Origin of the sequence: Clostridium aminobutyricum, from assembly GCF_017255415.1 — a bacterium.
Lineage (GTDB): Bacteria > Bacillota > Clostridia > Peptostreptococcales > Anaerovoracaceae > Aminipila > Aminipila aminobutyrica.
In genome coordinates this window covers 1-17345 of record NZ_JAFJZZ010000002.1, presented here as the reverse complement: position 1 = coordinate 17345, position 17345 = coordinate 1, and the positions used below count along the sequence as shown (strand labels likewise).

Below are 17345 nucleotides of genomic sequence, written 5' to 3'. Positions count from 1 at the left end.
GAGTATAGAAATGGTGAATTTACAGGACTATAAAAACGTATGGGTTTTTGCAGAACAACGGCATGGGAAGTTGATGAATGTTGCTCTTGAGCTGCTGGGTGAAGGATATAAATTGTCAAGAGAAATTGGCGGAGACACAAAAGTTTGTGCAGTTCTAGTAGGAAATAATGTGGATGGACTGGTGAATGAACTTTATGCATATGGTGCAGATGAGGTCTATGTAGCGCAGGATGCTTTACTTGAAAACTATACGACTGATGGATATACAAACGTACTAGTAGAGGCGATTATTGAACATAAGCCGGAAATTGTTTTGTTTGGTGCTACTCATATTGGCAGAGACCTTGCACCTAGAGCTGCAGCAAGATTGAATACAGGATTAACAGCAGATTGTACCAGACTTGATGTCAATGTCGCTAATTATATTAATTATCTTGAAAAAAATACGACAGCTGTTACAAATGGTCTTGATAGAAACGACACAAGCACTGGACTAAAACAAACAAGACCTGCATTTGGTGGTAACCTAATGGCTACAATTGTAACCCCTAGAACAAGACCTCAGATGGCAACTGTAAGACCAGGAGTTATGAGCAAGAGAGAAAAAGTGGAAGGCGTACAAGGCAATCGTGTTGAACTTGAAGTTAATCTGACAAAAGCAGACATAACGGTGGAAGTTTTAGAAGTGGTAAAGGCTGCTAAAGAAATTGTTTCACTGACAGATGCGGATATTATTTGCTCAGGAGGAAGAGGCCTTGGGAATGCATCAGGATTTGAATTGATGAATCAATTTGCAAAGAAAGTAGGCGGAGTTGTAGGTGCATCTCGTGCTGCTGTTGATGCGGGATGGATTGATCCAACGCATCAGGTAGGACAGACTGGTACAACCGTAAAACCAGCTATTTATTTTGCATGCGGAATATCGGGAGCCATTCAGCATTTGGCGGGCATGCAGAACTCGGATATCATCATTGCGATTAATAAAGATCCCGAGTGCCCAATGATGAAATTAGCTGATTATGCTATTGAAGGAGATTTGAAGAAGGTAATTCCTGAAATCATGGAATTATGGGATAGCGAAGAATAGATGCTATGGCAAGGAAGGATGAAAAGGAGAAAAAATGAGAGAAGTAGTAATTGTAGAGGGTATGCGCACAGCTTTTGGAAGAATGGGCGGAGGCTTTAAAAATTTAACATCTGTTCAGCTTGCGGGCATGACCATAAAGGGATTGTGTGAAAAGACCGGGATATTGGAGAAAGGTAAAGTAGATGCAGTATTTGCGGGGAGCGCATTTGGCGATGCCAATACCCCGAATTTTGCACGGTATGCCTCTCTTTATGCGGGATTACCTTACGAAACGTCCGCCACTTTTATTGAAATGCAGTGCGGTTCTGCAATCGCTTGCATTAACAATGCAGCAGTACAAATTCAAGCAGGAATAATTGATACAGCTATTGTTGGTGGCGGCGAGACCTATAGTCAGGCTTATCGGAAATTTTCCACCTACATTGAACCATACAAGGCCATACCGCCTGCGGCGGCACCAGTACGATTGTCTCCCATAGATGAAGATGACATCTCCATGATTGAAGTATCGGACTTCATGGCAAAGATTTGGGGAATCTCTCGTGAAGCGTGCGACGAATTTGCCCTGAGAAGTCAGAAAAGAGCCAGCGAAGCGATTCAAAAAGGATATTTCAAAGAAGAAATCTTGCCTATTACCGTAAAGTATGGCAAGAAGGATGCCGGAACCGTTATTGACACGGATGAACATCCCAGAGGGGATACCACTTTGGAAGGACTGGCAAAATTGAAACCGGTAAACCCTGATGGAGTGACTACCGCCGGAAATGCGTCAGGAAGAAATGACGGTGCCGCTTTTGTTCTGATGATGAGTGCGGAAAAAGCGAAAGAGTTAGGCTATAAGCCTATTGCGAAATGGATATATGGGGTAGATGTTGGGGTTGATCCTAAAATCATGGGAATCGGACCGGCTTATTCTAATTGTAAAATCCTAGATAAAATGGATTTGAAGATGAGCGATATTAATGTATTTGAGTGCAATGAGGCTTTTGCCGCCCAGAATTTAAGTGTAATCAAGCAGATGGAAGAACTAACCGGGGAAAAAATGAATATGGAAGATTGGAATCCAAATGGAGGAGCGATTGCATTCGGTCATCCAAATGGTGCCTCCGGTACAAGAGTTTGCATCTTTACCATGAAAGAATTACAGAGACGCGGGGCTAAATACGGCATGTTTTCCTCCTGCTGCGGCGGCGGAATCGGGGTATCGACGCTCATTGAAAACATCAGCGAATAAGGAATGCAAATCGTAAAGGAAGGAAACGAAGATGATGATAAATAAAGTTGGGGTTGTAGGTGCCGGCATGATGGGAGCGGAAATTGCGTTATGCTTTGCAAGAGCCGGGCTGGAGACCGTTTTAAGCGACACGACAGATGAACTTGCTATCCGTGGGAAAGAAAAGCAGGCGGCAATTTTAGATAAAAGCATAAAAAAAGGCAAAATTTCCGAAACCGACAAGGAGGCTACCCTTGCCCGGGTTTGTGCAACCGGCAGTATCGAAGACATGAGGGACTGTGATTTGGTCATAGAGGCAGCACTTGAAGTCCTGGAAGTAAAGAATAACATTTTTAAGCAGCTGGATGAAATATGCAAAAAAAGTACAATTCTAGCAAGCAATACTTCTTCTATTCCCATTACAAAATTGGCAGCTGCGGTTGGCAAAGAAAGAAAAGGCAAGTTCCTTGGAACCCACTTTAACTCTCCTGCAAGCGTGATGAAATTGGTGGAAGTTATTCCGGGTTTATTGACGGATACGGAAACAACCGATGCCGTGGTAGATCTACTAACAAAGATCGAAAAAGAACCGGTGAGAGTAAAAGATGTAGTTGGATTCGGTTTAAATCGAATTTTCCATTGTATGTATTTGGAAGCTTGCCGATTGGTAGAGGAAGGTGTGTGTACACCGGAGGATGTGGATAAAATCTGCAAATATGGTTTAGGACACCCGATGGGAATCTTTGCCCTTCTTGACATTACAAGCCATGACTTGAATCTAAACGTAGATAAAATTTTATTTGATGCGTATGGGGAGCGATTTAGACCGAGTCCGCAGATTGTCAGATTAGTTGATTCAGGAAGACTCGGAAGAAAGACTGGAGCAGGTTTCTACGATTACGAATAGGAGATTGAAAATGAGTCAAGTGAACTTAAAAAAAGAAGATGGCATAGCTGTAATAAGCATAGAAAAGCCGGAAGCTTTAAATGCACTCAGCAGAACAATTATAGATGAAATGGACGATTACATCGAAGCTATTAAAAACGATGATAATGTTAGATGTATTATTTTTTATAGCGAGAAAAATTTTGCAGCAGGTGCGGATATAAAAGATATGGCAGAATGCAGTGAAGAGGAAGCTAGAAAATTTTCTTTTTCTCCAACATATAACAAAATAGCGGAGGTTCCTATTCCAACGATTGCCGCCATTGAGGGCTATGCTCTGGGTGGCGGTATGGAACTCGCTATGGCAGCAGATATTCGGATTGCCGGTGAAAATGCAAAAATGGGATTTCCCGAAGTAACGCTAGGCATCTTCCCGGGAGGCGGAGGCACTATCAGAGTACCAAGAATTGTAGGAGAAGCCTTTGCAAAAGAATTAATTTTTACAGGGGATGTGGTAACGGCCGAAAGAGCTTTTCAAATGGGACTTGTAAATCGAGTAGTGAAAGAGGAACAGGTATATGATGAAGCAATAAAATTAGCAAAACGAATTGCCGCCCGAGGTCCTTTAGCCATTCGCATGGCAAAGGAAATAATTCGTCAGGGATTGGATGAGCCGGATCAGAATAAAGGAATTGACATCGAATCAGAACAATGGTGCAAGCTTTTTAATACATACGATCAGCGGGAAGGCATGCGTGCTTTTATTGAAAAAAGAAAGCCTGTTTTTAAGAATAGATAAGGAGGATTTGCAAAGTGGACGAAAAACAAATGACATCAAAAGATTTGCTAAATAGCTTAGTTGCAAAACATTATGAAGACGCCTTGCAAGCAAAAGCGGATGGAAAGCCTGTGGTATGGGCAACCTCTATTTCTCCTCAAGAGTTGCTTGAAACCATGGACTTAACGACGGTCTACCCGGAGAACCATGCGGCAGCAATAGGAGCACGCAAAGAAGCCTTGCACTTTATAGAACATTCCGAGGGGAAGGGATATTCTGCGGACATCTGTTCCTATGCAAGAGTGAATATGGGCTATGTGGAGTTAAAGCATGCGGAAGCACAGGATATACCCCAGCCGGATTTGATTTTCTGCTGCAGCAATATTTGCAATACGGTCATCAAGTGGTATGAGAACATAGCGAAGCAATTGAATATCCCTTTAATCATGTTTGACATGCCTTTCAATCATACCTATGATGTTCCGCAGCACAGCATTCAATACATGAGAGGGCAAATCGAATATGCCATTAAACGGTTAGAAGATTTTACCCAGAAAAAATTTGACTATGACAAGCTTGGGGAAGTGATGGAACTGTCCAATAAGACTTGTGAATGGTGGAAAAAAGCCACTGATTGGGCTAAATTTACGCCTTCTCCGTTAAATGGGTTCGACATGTTTAACTACATGGCGATGATTGTTTGCATGCGGGGAAACAAAGATGGAGAAACCTTATTTAAATTGTGGCATGACGAACTGGAAGCAAAGGCGAAAGCAGGAAAAGGGCCTTGGAACTCGGCGGAAGAACAATATAGAGTCATGTGGGATGGAATTGCCTGTTGGCCGCATTTATCCACTACATTTAAAACACTAAAGAAGTATGGGATCAATATGGTTACTTCTACTTACCCTGAATCATGGAATATACGGTATGAAAAGAATGACTTAAACGGTATGGCAAAGGCATATGCATCAAACTATGCCAACAGAAATTTGGAGTATGATACACAGAATGTCTCAAAATTGGTGGATGATTTCAGTTTGGACGGTATCATCTACCATTCAAATAGAAGCTGCAAACTAATGGATTTCAGACAATATGAGGTACAGCGTCGGGTGACGGAGATGACGGGTATTCCTTCCGTTGTTTTTGATGGCGACCAGACTGATCCTCGAAATTTTTCAGAGGCACAGTATGAAACCAGAGTGCAGGCATTAGTAGAAATGATGGAAGAAAATAAAGAGTTAAAGAGGAGAGGCTAAAAATGAGTTATAAAGAGATCATTCAAAAATTAGAAATAGCAGCTCTGCATCCATCCAAGACAGTGGCAGATACCATCAAAAATACGGGAAAACCTATGGTTGGGTGCTTCCCTATTCATACACCGGAAGAAATTATTTATGCTGCTGGTGCAATTCCTATCGGTATGTGGGGAGGCAACACAGAACTTCAATTGGCGGATAAATATTTGCAAAGTTTTTGCTGCTCCATTATGCGCTCCAATATGGAGTATGGCATGAAAGGCACCTATAGCATGCTAAAAGGTATTATACTTCCTACTTTTTGTGACACCTTAAAGTGTGTCTGTGAAAATTGGAAGGTTGCGGTTCCTCAAATTCCTATTATTCCTATCGTGTATCCGCAAAACCGAACCCTTGACTGTGGATTTGAATACTTGGTGAATGAATTTAATCGTGTGAAAGGCGAAGTGGAAAAGCTGCTGGAAATTCAACTATCAGACGACAAGTTGGAAAAAGCGTTTGATTTGTATGAAGACTATAGAGATACAATGCGGATGTTTACAGAAGTCGCGGCGGACCATCCTGAGATCATAGGAGCAAGAACCAGGCATCTGATTATTAAAGCCGGGCAATTCTTAGATAAGGCATCCTATAAAGAAGACATGAAAGCGATTATTGAAGGATTGAAACAGGAACCGATAAAGAAATTCAAAGGCATTAAAGTGATTCCTACGGGACTGATAGCGGAACCGGTTGAAATCCTGGAAATCTTTGAGGAAAATCACATTGCTTTTGTTGGAGACGACTTAGCGCAGGAATCCAGACAATGGAGGACTCCGTCGCGAAAGGAAGGCAGCGTGTTTGAAAAAATGGCCTATAGAATGGCAGACCAGCGGGGAGACACGTTTCTCTATGAAGAGCAGAAAACCAGAGGTCAGATGCTTATTGATATGAAAAAGGAAAAGAAAGCAGATGCCATCGTCGTATTTATGATGAAGTTTTGTGATCCGGAAGAATTTGACTACCCTATATACAAGGCTGAAATAGAAGCAGCGGGTATTCCGATGCTTTACCTTGAAATTGATCAGCAGATTACTTCTTTTGAACAGATCCGAACAAGAGTACAAAGCTTTACGGAAATGCTAATTTAATGGATAGGAGAATGAGAAATGTTTTTGGGAATTGATATAGGATCATCGTCGTCAAAGGTTGCCATTATTAATGATAACGGAGAACTGGCAGCTGTGTCCGTGATCAATTTAGGAACGGGTACGAATGCATATCAGACCGCTCTTGAGGATGCCCTGTCACAGGCAAAAATTACGTTAGAGGATATTCAGTTTACTGTGGCCACAGGGTATGGAAGGATGAACTTAAAAAACGCGGACCGACAGATTACTGAAATCACTTGCCATGCCAAAGGAGTCCATTACTTAGTTGGGAATGTAAGTACCATTGTTGATATCGGTGGACAGGATGCAAAAGTAATTAAGCTTGACAGCGAAGGCAAAGTGCAAAACTTTGTCATGAATGAAAAATGTGCCGCAGGGACAGGACGGTTTATGGAGGTAATGGCTAGAGTATTAGGCTGTGAATTAAGTGATCTGTCTGCGATGGCCGAGAAATCTACGAAAAACATTTCAATTAGCAATGTCTGTACCGTTTTTGCAGAGAGTGAAGTCATATCAAGACTTTCCGCAGGAGAGAAACTGGAGGACGTTGCAAGAGGTGCGCATGTGGCTATTGCAAAGAGGGTAACTGGTATGTGCAACAGAGTCGGTTATTCGCCCAAAGTGGTCATGACCGGCGGAGTGGCATTAAACGCCAATCTCGTTCAGGCGTTATCCGCGGAATTAGGGTGTGAAGTGGAAGTTGTACCGCATTCACAAGCGGCGGGAGCCATCGGTGCAGCTGTATTTGCGTATGAAATATTCAATAAAGAGGAGGACGACAATGCGTAACATAATCATGAACAAAGATGACATTAAAAAGGTTATTCCTCATAGAGACCCCATGCTTTTAATTGATGAAGTACTGGAGATGGAAACGGAAAAAAGTATTGTGGCTGCCTTTTATGTAGAGCCTTCACGAGAAATTTTTAAAGGGCATTTTCCGGAAGAAGCGGTGCTTCCCGGCGTATATACCGTAGAAATAATGGCTCAGGCATCCGATATTTTAATTTTGTCTTGTGAAAGATATGCCAATAAGATTCCGCTGTTTATAGGAATTGATAAAGTAAAATTTCTGAGCAAGATCAAACCGGGGGACACGGTAGAGGTCCATTCGGAAATATCATTTGAAAAAGCAGAAAAAGCAATCGTTACTTGCAGTGCAAAAGTATATAACGACGGTGTATTAGCCTGTCAAGGTGATGTGACTTTGGCAATGAGGTAGTTGCTGCTTGAATAAGAAAGGATTTATCAATCATGGAGTGGAAAGAAATATATGAGAGCAGAATTGTAACGGCGGAAGAGGCATTAAGCCAAATAAAAAACGGAGAAACGATTTTCCCTGCTCATGCGGCCGCAGAACCCCAATATTTGTTTAAGAAACTGGTGGAAATGAAAGAACAGTTTCAAGGCGTTAAGATTTGTCAGGGATTGAATATCGGGGATGCACCTTATGCCGCAGAAGATTGTTTTGGACATTTTGAGGTGAATACATTTTTTATAGGTAAAAATACCAGAAAATGCTGTCAAGAAGGCAGAGGTGAAATGATCCCGATTCATTTTTATGCACAGCCCATTGCCATCAGAGAGGGTAATATCCCCGTTGATGTCGCCTTCATTCAAGTGACGCCGCCGGATGAGGAAGGATATGTGAATATGGGGACTTCCTGCGACCAGACTCGAGTCATTACAGAGAAAGCGAGAATTTCGATTGCGCAGGTGAATAAAAAGATGCCGCACTTATGCGGTGAAACGAAAATTCACGTTTCTGAGATAGATTATTTTGTGGAATATGATGAAGACATTTATGAAATCCCTCTTATATCAAGTGAAGATGAGATTGCAGAAAAAATCGGCTATCATATTTCAACCTTGATTGAAGACGGTGCTACGCTTCAAATGGGCCAGGGAACCGTCCCTAACGCAATTTTAAAATTTTTAGAAGATAAAAAAGACTTGGGAATACATACGGAGGTTTTCTCCGATAATCTGATTCATCTGGTGGAAACAGGAGTTGTTAACGGAAGTCGAAAGAATATTGACAAGGGTAAAATTGTTGCAACCTTTGTTCAAGGGACAAAAGAACTTTATCAATATGTGGATTATAATCCGATGATTCAACTGATGCCGGTTGATTATACAAATGATGTGGGCGTAATAGCGCAAAATGATAATGTCATAGCGATTAATTCCGCAATCGAAGTGGACTTGATGGGACAGGTTGTGGCTGATTCTATCGGAAGTAAAATGTTTTCAGGAGTAGGAGGGCAGTTGGACTTTTTAAGAGGTGCGGAGCAGTCAAAGCATGGAAAGCCGATTATTGCATTGCCATCCACAGCCAAAGACGGAACCGTATCTCGAATTGTGGCTGTGCTGAAAACAGGGACTCCCGTAACCACAACCAGACAAGACGTACACTATGTGGTGACGGAATATGGTATTGCCGATTTGTTTGGCAAAAACCTCACCCAGCGGTGTGAGGCTTTGATCAATATTGCCCATCCGAAATTCAGGGAACAGCTGAAGCAAGAATTTGATGAATATAGAAGAAATGCAGGACAGATTTATATTAAGTAAACCGGAAGAAAAGTTGATTAGTTGAAAGTGGCAGCCGTTAAAGCAAAGCTGCAATGGATTAAATATACATAACAGCAAAAAACAATGCTTACATGGTTATTAAAGAATGAGTCAAGGTGTCTTAAAAAAGCACATTGACTCATTTTTATTGTACGTGCAGAATCTCCGGCAATGCCGGAGGATTTACATTTATTGGAGTTTAAAAAGAAATATACGTGGTATATATATCGAATGTTGATAAAATGCTAAAAATTTGGTATTATTAACTTAAATAGGAAATATTTAAGAGAATGCAGCTTTACTGCTGCATAAGAGAAAGGAAGGGCACAGTTATGACATTAAGAACCGGTAAAGAGTATATTGAAAGCCTACGTAAATTGAATTTGAACGTTTACATGTTTGGTGAAAAAGTGGAATGTCCAGTAGAGCACCCGATTATCGTACCATCTATGAATGCGGTTGCCTTAACCTATGACTTAGCTTTGGACCCGTTATATGAAGGTTTGATGACGGTAAAATCACATTTGACCGGAGAAAAAGTGAACTTGTATAATCATGTATTCCAAAGCACTTCTGACTTAGTTCAAAAAGTAAAGAGACAACGAATGTTAGGTCAAAAAACCGCTTGCTGCTTCCAACGATGCGTTGGACAAGATGCACTAAATGCTGTATATAGTACCGCTTATGAGGTAGACCAAAAATACGGCACTCATTACCTGGATAATGTAAAGGAATTTTTACTTTATGTGCAGAAAGAGGACTTGGTAACAGATGGTGCCATGACAGACACGAAGGGTGACAGAGGATTATCTCCTAGCAAGCAGAAAGACCCTGATTTATATTTACGTGTAGTTGAAAGACGTGAAGATGGTATTGTAGTCAATGGATGCAAGGCTCATCAAACGGGAATTGTGAATTCACATGAAGTATTGTGTATGCCCACCATTGCCATGTCTGAGGAAGATAAAGACTATGCGGTTTCCTTTTCTGTCCCTACGGATTCTCCGGGAATCACGATTATTTACGGACGTCAATCCTGTGATACCAGAAAACTGGAAGGCACTGAAATTGATTTAGGAAACAGTGAGTTTGGCGGACATGAAGCACTGGTTGTATTTGACCATGTCTTTGTTCCGAATAATCGTATTTTCTTAGACGGAGAAACAGAATTCGCTGGCATGATTGTAGAACGTTTTGCAGGACATCATAGACCAAGCTATGCTTGTAAAGTAGGAGTTGGCGACGTATTAATCGGAGCTGCTGCCTTATCTGCTGACTACAATGGTGTACAAAAAGCTTCTCACATTAAGGACAAGCTAATTGAAATGACGCATCTAAATGAAACCATTTTTTCATCCGCGTTGGCATGTTCCTATGAAGGCGTAAAAACTCCGTCAGGCGCTTATTTAATCGACTTAATGCTGGCAAACGTATGTAAGCAGAATGTAACGAGATTCCCTTATGAAATAGGACGTCTTGCACAAGATATTGCAGGAGGTATCATGGTTTCTCAGCCTTCCGAAAAGGATTTCAGAAGCAAAGAAATCGGGCATTACATAGAAAAGTATTTGAAGGGTGTGGATTCCGTACCTACAGAAAGCCGTATGCGCGTTATGAGATTAATTGAAAATCTAACTCTGGGAACAGGCGCGGTTGGCTATATTACTGAATCGATGCACGGAGCAGGTTCTCCTCAGGCACAGAGAATCATGATTGGACGATTAGGAAACTTTGAGCACAAGAAGGGCCTAGCAAAGAACATTGCGAAGATAAAAGAATAGAAGTGTATTGGCGAAATAAAGCCGGATAATCGAATAATCGTATAATTTAAAAACCTCTTGAGATAGGCTCAGCAACCCGTGAATCCGTCAAAAGAGGTTTTAAATCTATTAAACTAAAAATAATGAAAGAAAGTTGTTTAAATTTCCGATCACAGGATATCAATATTGCATAGGGAAAATGAACAAAAAGATTTTGTTTAGAAAGAAGGGAGAAAAAATGGGAAAAACGAAAATAGTAGCAATAGTCGGATCACTTAGAAAAGATTCCTATAACCGCCAGTTGGCTTTAGCTGCAAAGGCAGTTGTTGGAGACGAAGCTGAATTTGAACTGATTGAGTTTGGAGATATTCCATTGATGAATCAAGATATTGAATTTCCCGCACCGGAAGCTGTAAAACGTGTGAGAGAAAAGATAAAGGAAGCAGACGGTATTTGGTTTTTTACACCTGAATATAATCACTTCTTTTCCGGTGTGTTGAAAAATCTTTTGGATTGGCTATCGCGTCCGGTTAGTGAAAGTGAGCCACCGGTACTTATCGGCAAGCCCGCAGCAATAAGCGGTATTTCACCTGCCATGACTGGGACGGCAATGGCGCAGGATCATTTGGTGACACTGATAAGCTTTTTAAATATGAAGGTGATGAATTCTCCGCGCTTGACCATACCGAGTGCAATGCAGCAATTGAACCAAGAAGGGAAACTTGAACTGACGACCAGTGCTCCGTTTTTGGAGAAACAAGCAAAAGCATTTGTTGAATTTATTCAACAATAGCAGTGGGCTTTTTCAAAGATCGAAATGACAAAAATGGAAAAGATGTACACGTTATTCAAACGGGGTATTTAAATAAAAGTAGAAGAGAGCAGCAATGTTCTCTTTTTTTATTCAATTTTGTTTGTTTGAATTAAAATCAATGAAATATACAAGAAAAATAAAAAAGAACAAATGTTTGAATGTGGGACGCTCTTATGATAAACTGATTCCAGAGTATTTTGATAGATAGGAGCAGTTAGACCAGCATGATTTATTTAAGAGCTTTCAAACTTTCTGAACGGAAAATTCCCAATACAAATGTATATCCCTATAATATTTTTACAAAAAAAGAGTGTGACTGGCTGGTTTTTGAACCGATCAGCATTTTATACGGAAACAATGCCTCCGGTAAATCGACGCTTCTCAATATCATCGCTAACAAGCTGAAAATGACAGGAGCAGAGTGCGGAGCGGATATTAATCCTTGGTTTCAAATCTTTTTAGAGGAATGTGATTTCACCTTAGGAGAGAAGGAGAACGGCAAACCTCTTTTCGATTTGCCTAAGCACAGCCGCTATATCAAAAGTGAGGATGTAATGTATGTCGTTAAGAAGATACAGCAGGCGATGATTTTAAAGGAAAGCTATCTGTTTCAAAAAGCTTCGGAAGGCATGGAAGAAGATGCGGTGAAACGTTTTGCGAATTCCTATGAGTTAAAAAAGAAAATGGATATCATGCTATTTAATCAAGAAAAATATTCAAATGGAGAAACCACCCTGCAAGTGCTGGAGGATAGTATTTATCCAGACTGTCTATATTTGCTTGATGAGCCGGAGATGTCTTTGTCGCCTCAAAATCAAGTTTTACTGGCAGAAAAAATTAACGAAGCAACCAGGTATTTATCTTGTCAGTTTATCGTAGCAACGCATTCACCCTTCATGCTTGGAACCTTGCAAGGCAAAATTTTCAATTTGGATTCGAAAGAGTTGAGCGTAAGCCGTTGGAGTGATTTAGAGAATGTACGCTATTTTTATGACTTTTTCAAGAAAAATGAAGAAGCATTCAAATGAAGAAATGAATGACAGAATTCCTAAAATTAAATGAATAACCTCTACCGCTATTTCATAATTTTATAATACAGCAGATTGCACGGAATGGTAGTTTAGGGCGGTAACAAATAAAAACACAGAAGACATGACTTCTATTGCAGCTTTTTGAAATAGAAGTTTTTTTGTTACGTAAGAAACCTATAAGCAAAAACGAGAGAGTAAGGTTTATGAAGTACAGAAGCAAGGAGGATAATAAGAATGGGAAGTATAGCAAATCTTGTATTACTTATTGTAGGGTTTATCTTATTGATAAAAGGCGCCGATGCACTGGTAGATGGAAGCTCTTGTATGGCAAAAAAATTAAAAGTATCCGGTATGGTGATAGGGCTCACAATGGTTTCTATGGGAACGAGCGCACCGGAATTGGCCGTTAGTGTATCTGCCAGCTTGAAAGGTGCAAATGAAATGGCCATTAGTACTATTATTGGCTCAAATATTTTTAATGTGCTGGGTGTTCTTGGACTCTGCGCATTGTTAAGGCCTATACCGGTGCTCCCATCTGTCCGTGATAAAACCTTTCCTTATCAAACTCTTCTCGCGGTAATCCTATTGTTTTTTATTGCGGATAGTTATTTGCCTTGGTCTCCGTTATATGCAGGATTAGATACGTTTCATCCGTTAAATCAGAATATTGGAGTTCTTGACAGAACCGAAGCGGTCCTTTTGCTCTTCTTGTTTGCTGTTTTTATCTTTGAGACTGTAAGCAGTGAACCAAAAGGAAGAAAAAAATTTTCCACATCGGAGTATTCAAAGTCAGGCTATGCTGCCAATATTCTTTATATTGTGGGGGGCATTGCTGCTCTGGCGGTCGGAGGGAACCTTGCAGCGGACAATGCTTGTGCACTGGCCAAAGCTTTCGGAGTAAGCCAAACTTTGATCGGACTGATAATTGTTGGAATCGGAACTTCTTTGCCGGCATTGGCAACTTCAGTGGCTGCGGTCAGAAAAGGTGAGAATGAAATTGCCGTTGGAAATGTGATCGGATCAAATATTTTTAATATCCTTTTTATTTTAGGAATATCCGGTTTCCTGCATCCGATGGCGGTGACAATGGCGGCGTTTATTGATATAGGTGTTCTTATTATAATGAGTCTATATATTTTTGCTTACCTTTTGACCCGCCGAGCGATCAGTAAATTTGAAGGGTTTACGATGATATTAATCTATATTTTATATACCATCTACATTATAAAGAGATAGAACTTAACGTGTATGGCATCAGCGTATAATCCTAGGTGAAATTGCTATATAGCATAAAATGTTATTATATAAATAAGGAGGGAAAGAGATGGAGAATCGACCGCTTGATTGTATGGAAGGCAACTTATCACCAAAAGAAGTAGAGCTATATAATATATTAAGAAGACTCTGGATGGACCATGCAATATGGACACGGGGTTTCACAATTAGTACGGCATTTAATTCAGAGGATTTAGACGATGTGACGAAGAGGCTGCTGCGAAATCCAACGGATTTCGCTTACCTGCTAAGCATTTTTTTTGGCAACCAGTATGCGATGGAGTTTGAGGAACTACTGAGGGATCATTTGCTTATCGCTGGGCAGCTGGTTAATGCAGCAAAAGATGGAGATACCAAAACTGTGAATGAACAACGCGAGAAATGGTATCAAAATGCAACAGATATTGCTGTGCTATTAGGGGATATGAGCCCTTATTGGAATACACAGGCCTGGCAAGCTATGCTTAATGACCACTTGAAAATGGTTGAGAATCAAGCGACCCAAATACTTACAGGGAAGTACCAAGAAAGTATTGATCAATATGATAACATGCAAACTCAAATGTTGATGATGGCCGACCAGATGGCGTGCGGAATAATTAAACAATTCAACATTTAAGCGTTTTAAAGAAGAGCGCTTCATGAAAACAGTTATGTGGCGCCCTTTTTATAAATGAACTTAGGCATGAAGTCGTCAATTGCTGGACGATAATCCAGTATTGACAATTAAACAAGTCAGTGCTAAGATTTCATTATTGACTATTTGCTACTGTAGCTCATCTGGCAGAGCAGCACATTCGTAACGTGCAGGTAGTGGGTTCGAGTCCCACCAGTAGCTCCAAACTATTTCCGGGACGTGGCGCAGCTTGGTAGCGCGATTGCTTCGGGAGTAATAGGCCGCAGGTTCGAATCCTGTCGTCCCGACCATTAGAACGTTGAAATTTCAACGTTCTTTTTTTATTGTTAATGAAATCCACCTGCTATGCAGGTGAGAATAAAAAGCTTTAGCTATGGACAGGAAATAAAAACCTCCATTTGTTAAAATAGATTAGGTTCAGAAAGGAATTGAGATCATTGAAGCAGAATTATGCCCGGATCATGTACCTATGTTGGTAAGTATTCCGCCAAAGTATAGCGTAGCTCAATGACCGGGGATATTGATCAATAGAACATTCCTAATCTTATCTTAAGAGAATCTATTTTACCTTGAGTCACATAGATTCTTTCTTGTACCTCTTCCGGTGTAATCTTAAGATAAGGCCATCTACCTATGACTTTGAATTTATAAATTTCGTATTCATCTTCATCTAGCTCATTTTCAAGTTTCTGCAATTCTTTTCTGGCTTCAAAATCTGCCATTAGAATATCTCCTTTAATTTTAATATTTATGAGTTATATATACTTTAAAATAATTAGTAAAGGCCAAATTTTACTATAAAATTTATGCAGCTTTTTTATTGTTTTTAAATCTTACCTATAATGTAATATGTTGTAATATCTTAGAACTTGGAGTATGATAAAATTATAATATCTGTAAAGTTATACCAATGTATTTAGTAAAAGGAGAGCGTGAGACATGGAATTTAATGAAAAAATCAGACAGTTCATAGAACGTATTACAACCTTACAGGCTTCTATTTCCACAGAGGAGGCGACTAAAACATCTTTTGTTATGCCGTTTTTCCAGTTGCTAGGTTATGATGTTTTCAATCCTCTTGAATTTGTTCCTGAATATATAGCTGATGTAGGGATAAAAAAAGGAGAAAAAATTGATTATGCGATCATAGTTGATGAAAACCCTCTTATTTTTATTGAGTGTAAGTCTTGCAGTGAAAATTTAGAAAAACATGGAAATCAGCTTTTTAGATATTTTGGAACGACCACTGCTGCAAAGTTCGCGATCTTGACTAATGGTATTGTTTACAGATTTTATACTGATCTTGAAAATAAAAACAGAATGGATGATACCCCATTCTTAACTATCGACTTATTAAATATGAAAGATAGGGATTTTATAGAGCTTAAAAAGTTCACAAAAGATGCGCTTGATATAGATAGTATCCTAAATACGGCAGAAGAGTTAAAGTATAATCGGCTTATAAAAGAATGGTTCTCCAAAGAATTAGAAAACCCTTCTCCTGAATTTGCCAAAGTGATTTTAAATGAAGTATATAATGGAACAAAAAATCAAAAAGTCATGGATAAATTCACGCCGCTGATAAAGCGTGCACTTCAGCAACATATTAATGATTCTATGAATACTAAGATCAAGAGCGCTCTCAGTAAAGAAAATGACGAGGAAATTAAAACAGCTGAAGAAACGATTTTACAGGATAGTGCAGAGGAAGGCATCGTAAGGAAAATTGATACTACTATAGAAGAATTGGAAGCTTATGCTATTGTAAAATCTATACTTAGAACTACTGTGAATTGCGAACGGATAAATTACCGAGATACGGAAAGTTACTTCAGTATTCTCTTGGATGATAATAATAGAAAATGGGTATGCAGAATTCATTTGATGCAGTCCATAAAATACATTACTGTGGCCGATGAGAATAAAAAACCGGTTAGATATGATATTAATAGCATTGATGATATTTATAATTACGCTGATGAGATAACAGAATCGTGCAAGAGGTATCTATAAAGAGAAATTGTTGTAAATCTTCTCGTAAAATCCAAAATCAGCTAACATTTTCAAACATTAATTACCCTAAATAAAAAGGCTCAACGTATTGAAATAAACACGTTCGAGCCTTTAATAACATATTGCATCATTATTAAAATATTAAATTTGAATCCTGTCGTCTCGACCACGAAAAACAACCCCATTTTTATCATAAGGAAGAATGGGGTTGTTTTTGTGGTTATGAAATTAAGTTAATTAATTTTAATTTAACGCAAATAATTCTCTAGTAGATTGTACAATAACAATGTGAAACACGGGAAGTACATTTACACTTATATCTCCACGATCTTCGCCTAGAGCTGTATCTATGAAAATGACGCATTATCTTATACAATGAAACAATCCGCGATAGTGGATTCGAGAATTTTAATTGGAAAATATACGGATATAAAGGAACTCAATGCTAAGATTTTAAATGAACTTAGAACGAATTACAGTTCATGAAAAAAACAGAAAATCCAGAGGAAGCAAAAGCCAGCGAGTGGATATTTACTATGATTTTGTGGAGCCAATATCAATAACTCTGGTGTAGATTCAATTGCCGGCTGTTTTAACTAAAAGTAAAAGACTGTAGTGGCGAAGTTTATCAGCGGTATCTGAAAGGCGATGCTCTCCAAGATATGTCTGTTTTTGTATAAGTAAATAATTTATATAAATGTAATATAGAAGTACTAAATATAAAAAATGGTGTATAATGTAAAATATTATGTTATAATTTGTAGGAATAAAGGATAATATGTAATTATCGGTTGTTCGTTGATTTACTTTGAGCAAATGGAGAACACTATGAGTATTGATAAAAAACAGTTTATTCATCATTAT

General features: G+C 39.3%; 17 protein-coding genes, 2 tRNA genes and 1 pseudogene. 19 read left to right on the top strand and 1 reads right to left on the bottom strand.

Annotation, left to right across the window (positions count from 1 at the left end; genetic code table 11):
- Window positions 1-10 precede the first annotated feature (10 nt).
- The 17 genes and pseudogenes from JYB65_RS06365 to JYB65_RS14920 form a co-directional block, all read left to right on the top strand.
- On the top strand, window positions 11-1087 hold the full coding sequence (locus tag JYB65_RS06365) for an electron transfer flavoprotein subunit alpha/FixB family protein (protein ID WP_206581822.1): 1077 nt from the start codon (window positions 11-13) through the stop codon (window positions 1085-1087).
- A gap of 34 nt (window positions 1088-1121) precedes the next feature.
- Window positions 1122-2321, top strand: coding sequence for a thiolase family protein (locus tag JYB65_RS06360; RefSeq protein ID WP_206581821.1), 1200 nt, complete (start codon window positions 1122-1124; stop codon window positions 2319-2321).
- A 31-nt stretch (window positions 2322-2352) separates the two neighbouring features.
- Window positions 2353-3207, top strand: a complete 855-nt coding sequence (locus tag JYB65_RS06355; RefSeq protein ID WP_206581820.1) for a 3-hydroxyacyl-CoA dehydrogenase family protein — start codon at window positions 2353-2355, stop codon at window positions 3205-3207.
- A 10-nt stretch (window positions 3208-3217) separates the two neighbouring features.
- Window positions 3218-3985, top strand: a complete 768-nt coding sequence (locus tag JYB65_RS06350; protein ID WP_206581819.1) for an enoyl-CoA hydratase/isomerase family protein — start codon at window positions 3218-3220, stop codon at window positions 3983-3985.
- Between the two features lie 14 nt (window positions 3986-3999).
- Window positions 4000-5226, top strand: coding sequence for a 2-hydroxyacyl-CoA dehydratase subunit D (locus JYB65_RS06345; protein ID WP_206581818.1), 1227 nt, complete (start codon window positions 4000-4002; stop codon window positions 5224-5226).
- A 2-nt stretch (window positions 5227-5228) separates the two neighbouring features.
- Window positions 5229-6356, top strand: a complete 1128-nt coding sequence (locus JYB65_RS06340; protein ID WP_206581817.1) for a 2-hydroxyacyl-CoA dehydratase subunit D — start codon at window positions 5229-5231, stop codon at window positions 6354-6356.
- A gap of 18 nt (window positions 6357-6374) precedes the next feature.
- Window positions 6375-7166: an acyl-CoA dehydratase activase gene (locus JYB65_RS06335; protein ID WP_206581816.1), complete on the top strand. Its 792-nt coding sequence runs from the start codon at window positions 6375-6377 to the stop codon at window positions 7164-7166.
- Window positions 7159-7599: a 3-hydroxyacyl-ACP dehydratase FabZ gene (gene fabZ, locus JYB65_RS06330; protein ID WP_209010497.1), complete on the top strand. Its 441-nt coding sequence runs from the start codon at window positions 7159-7161 to the stop codon at window positions 7597-7599. The genes JYB65_RS06335 and fabZ overlap by 8 nt, the downstream gene beginning before the upstream one ends.
- A gap of 32 nt (window positions 7600-7631) precedes the next feature.
- A complete protein-coding gene (locus JYB65_RS06325) occupies window positions 7632-8951 on the top strand; it encodes an acetyl-CoA hydrolase/transferase family protein (RefSeq protein ID WP_206581815.1) in 1320 nt (439 codons plus the stop codon).
- A gap of 332 nt (window positions 8952-9283) precedes the next feature.
- On the top strand, window positions 9284-10732 hold the full coding sequence (locus tag JYB65_RS06320) for a 4-hydroxyphenylacetate 3-hydroxylase family protein (RefSeq protein ID WP_206581814.1): 1449 nt from the start codon (window positions 9284-9286) through the stop codon (window positions 10730-10732).
- A 217-nt stretch (window positions 10733-10949) separates the two neighbouring features.
- On the top strand, window positions 10950-11504 hold the full coding sequence (locus JYB65_RS06315) for an NADPH-dependent FMN reductase (RefSeq protein WP_206581813.1): 555 nt from the start codon (window positions 10950-10952) through the stop codon (window positions 11502-11504).
- A gap of 245 nt (window positions 11505-11749) precedes the next feature.
- Window positions 11750-12553, top strand: coding sequence for an AAA family ATPase (locus JYB65_RS06310; RefSeq protein ID WP_206581812.1), 804 nt, complete (start codon window positions 11750-11752; stop codon window positions 12551-12553).
- Window positions 12554-12790: 237 nt separating this feature from the next.
- Window positions 12791-13792: a calcium/sodium antiporter gene (locus JYB65_RS06305; RefSeq protein WP_206581811.1), complete on the top strand. Its 1002-nt coding sequence runs from the start codon at window positions 12791-12793 to the stop codon at window positions 13790-13792.
- An 88-nt stretch (window positions 13793-13880) separates the two neighbouring features.
- Complete coding sequence (locus JYB65_RS06300; RefSeq protein ID WP_206581810.1) at window positions 13881-14450, top strand: acetylglutamate kinase; 570 nt, start codon at window positions 13881-13883, stop codon at window positions 14448-14450.
- Between the two features lie 146 nt (window positions 14451-14596).
- Window positions 14597-14672: transfer RNA gene (locus JYB65_RS06295), tRNA-Thr, on the top strand.
- A 9-nt stretch (window positions 14673-14681) separates the two neighbouring features.
- Window positions 14682-14758: transfer RNA gene (locus tag JYB65_RS06290), tRNA-Pro, on the top strand.
- Between the two features lie 131 nt (window positions 14759-14889).
- Window positions 14890-14973: pseudogene (locus JYB65_RS14920) on the top strand (transposase); the annotation flags it as partial.
- 19 nt (window positions 14974-14992) lie between these two features.
- On the opposite strand, the gene JYB65_RS06280 reads toward JYB65_RS14920, so the two are convergent.
- Window positions 14993-15190, bottom strand: coding sequence for a hypothetical protein (locus tag JYB65_RS06280; protein ID WP_206581809.1), 198 nt, complete (start codon window positions 15188-15190; stop codon window positions 14993-14995).
- Between the two features lie 217 nt (window positions 15191-15407).
- On the opposite strand from JYB65_RS06280, the gene JYB65_RS06275 reads away from it, so the two are divergent.
- Window positions 15408-16481 (top strand): type I restriction endonuclease, encoded by a 1074-nt coding sequence (locus tag JYB65_RS06275; RefSeq protein ID WP_206581808.1) that lies wholly within the window; start codon window positions 15408-15410, stop codon window positions 16479-16481.
- Window positions 16482-16938: 457 nt separating this feature from the next.
- Window positions 16939-17055 carry a DUF4368 domain-containing protein gene (locus tag JYB65_RS15275; protein WP_206581807.1) on the top strand — a complete coding sequence of 39 codons (117 nt, stop codon included), beginning with the start codon at window positions 16939-16941 and terminating at the stop codon, window positions 17053-17055.
- Window positions 17056-17345 lie beyond the last annotated feature (290 nt).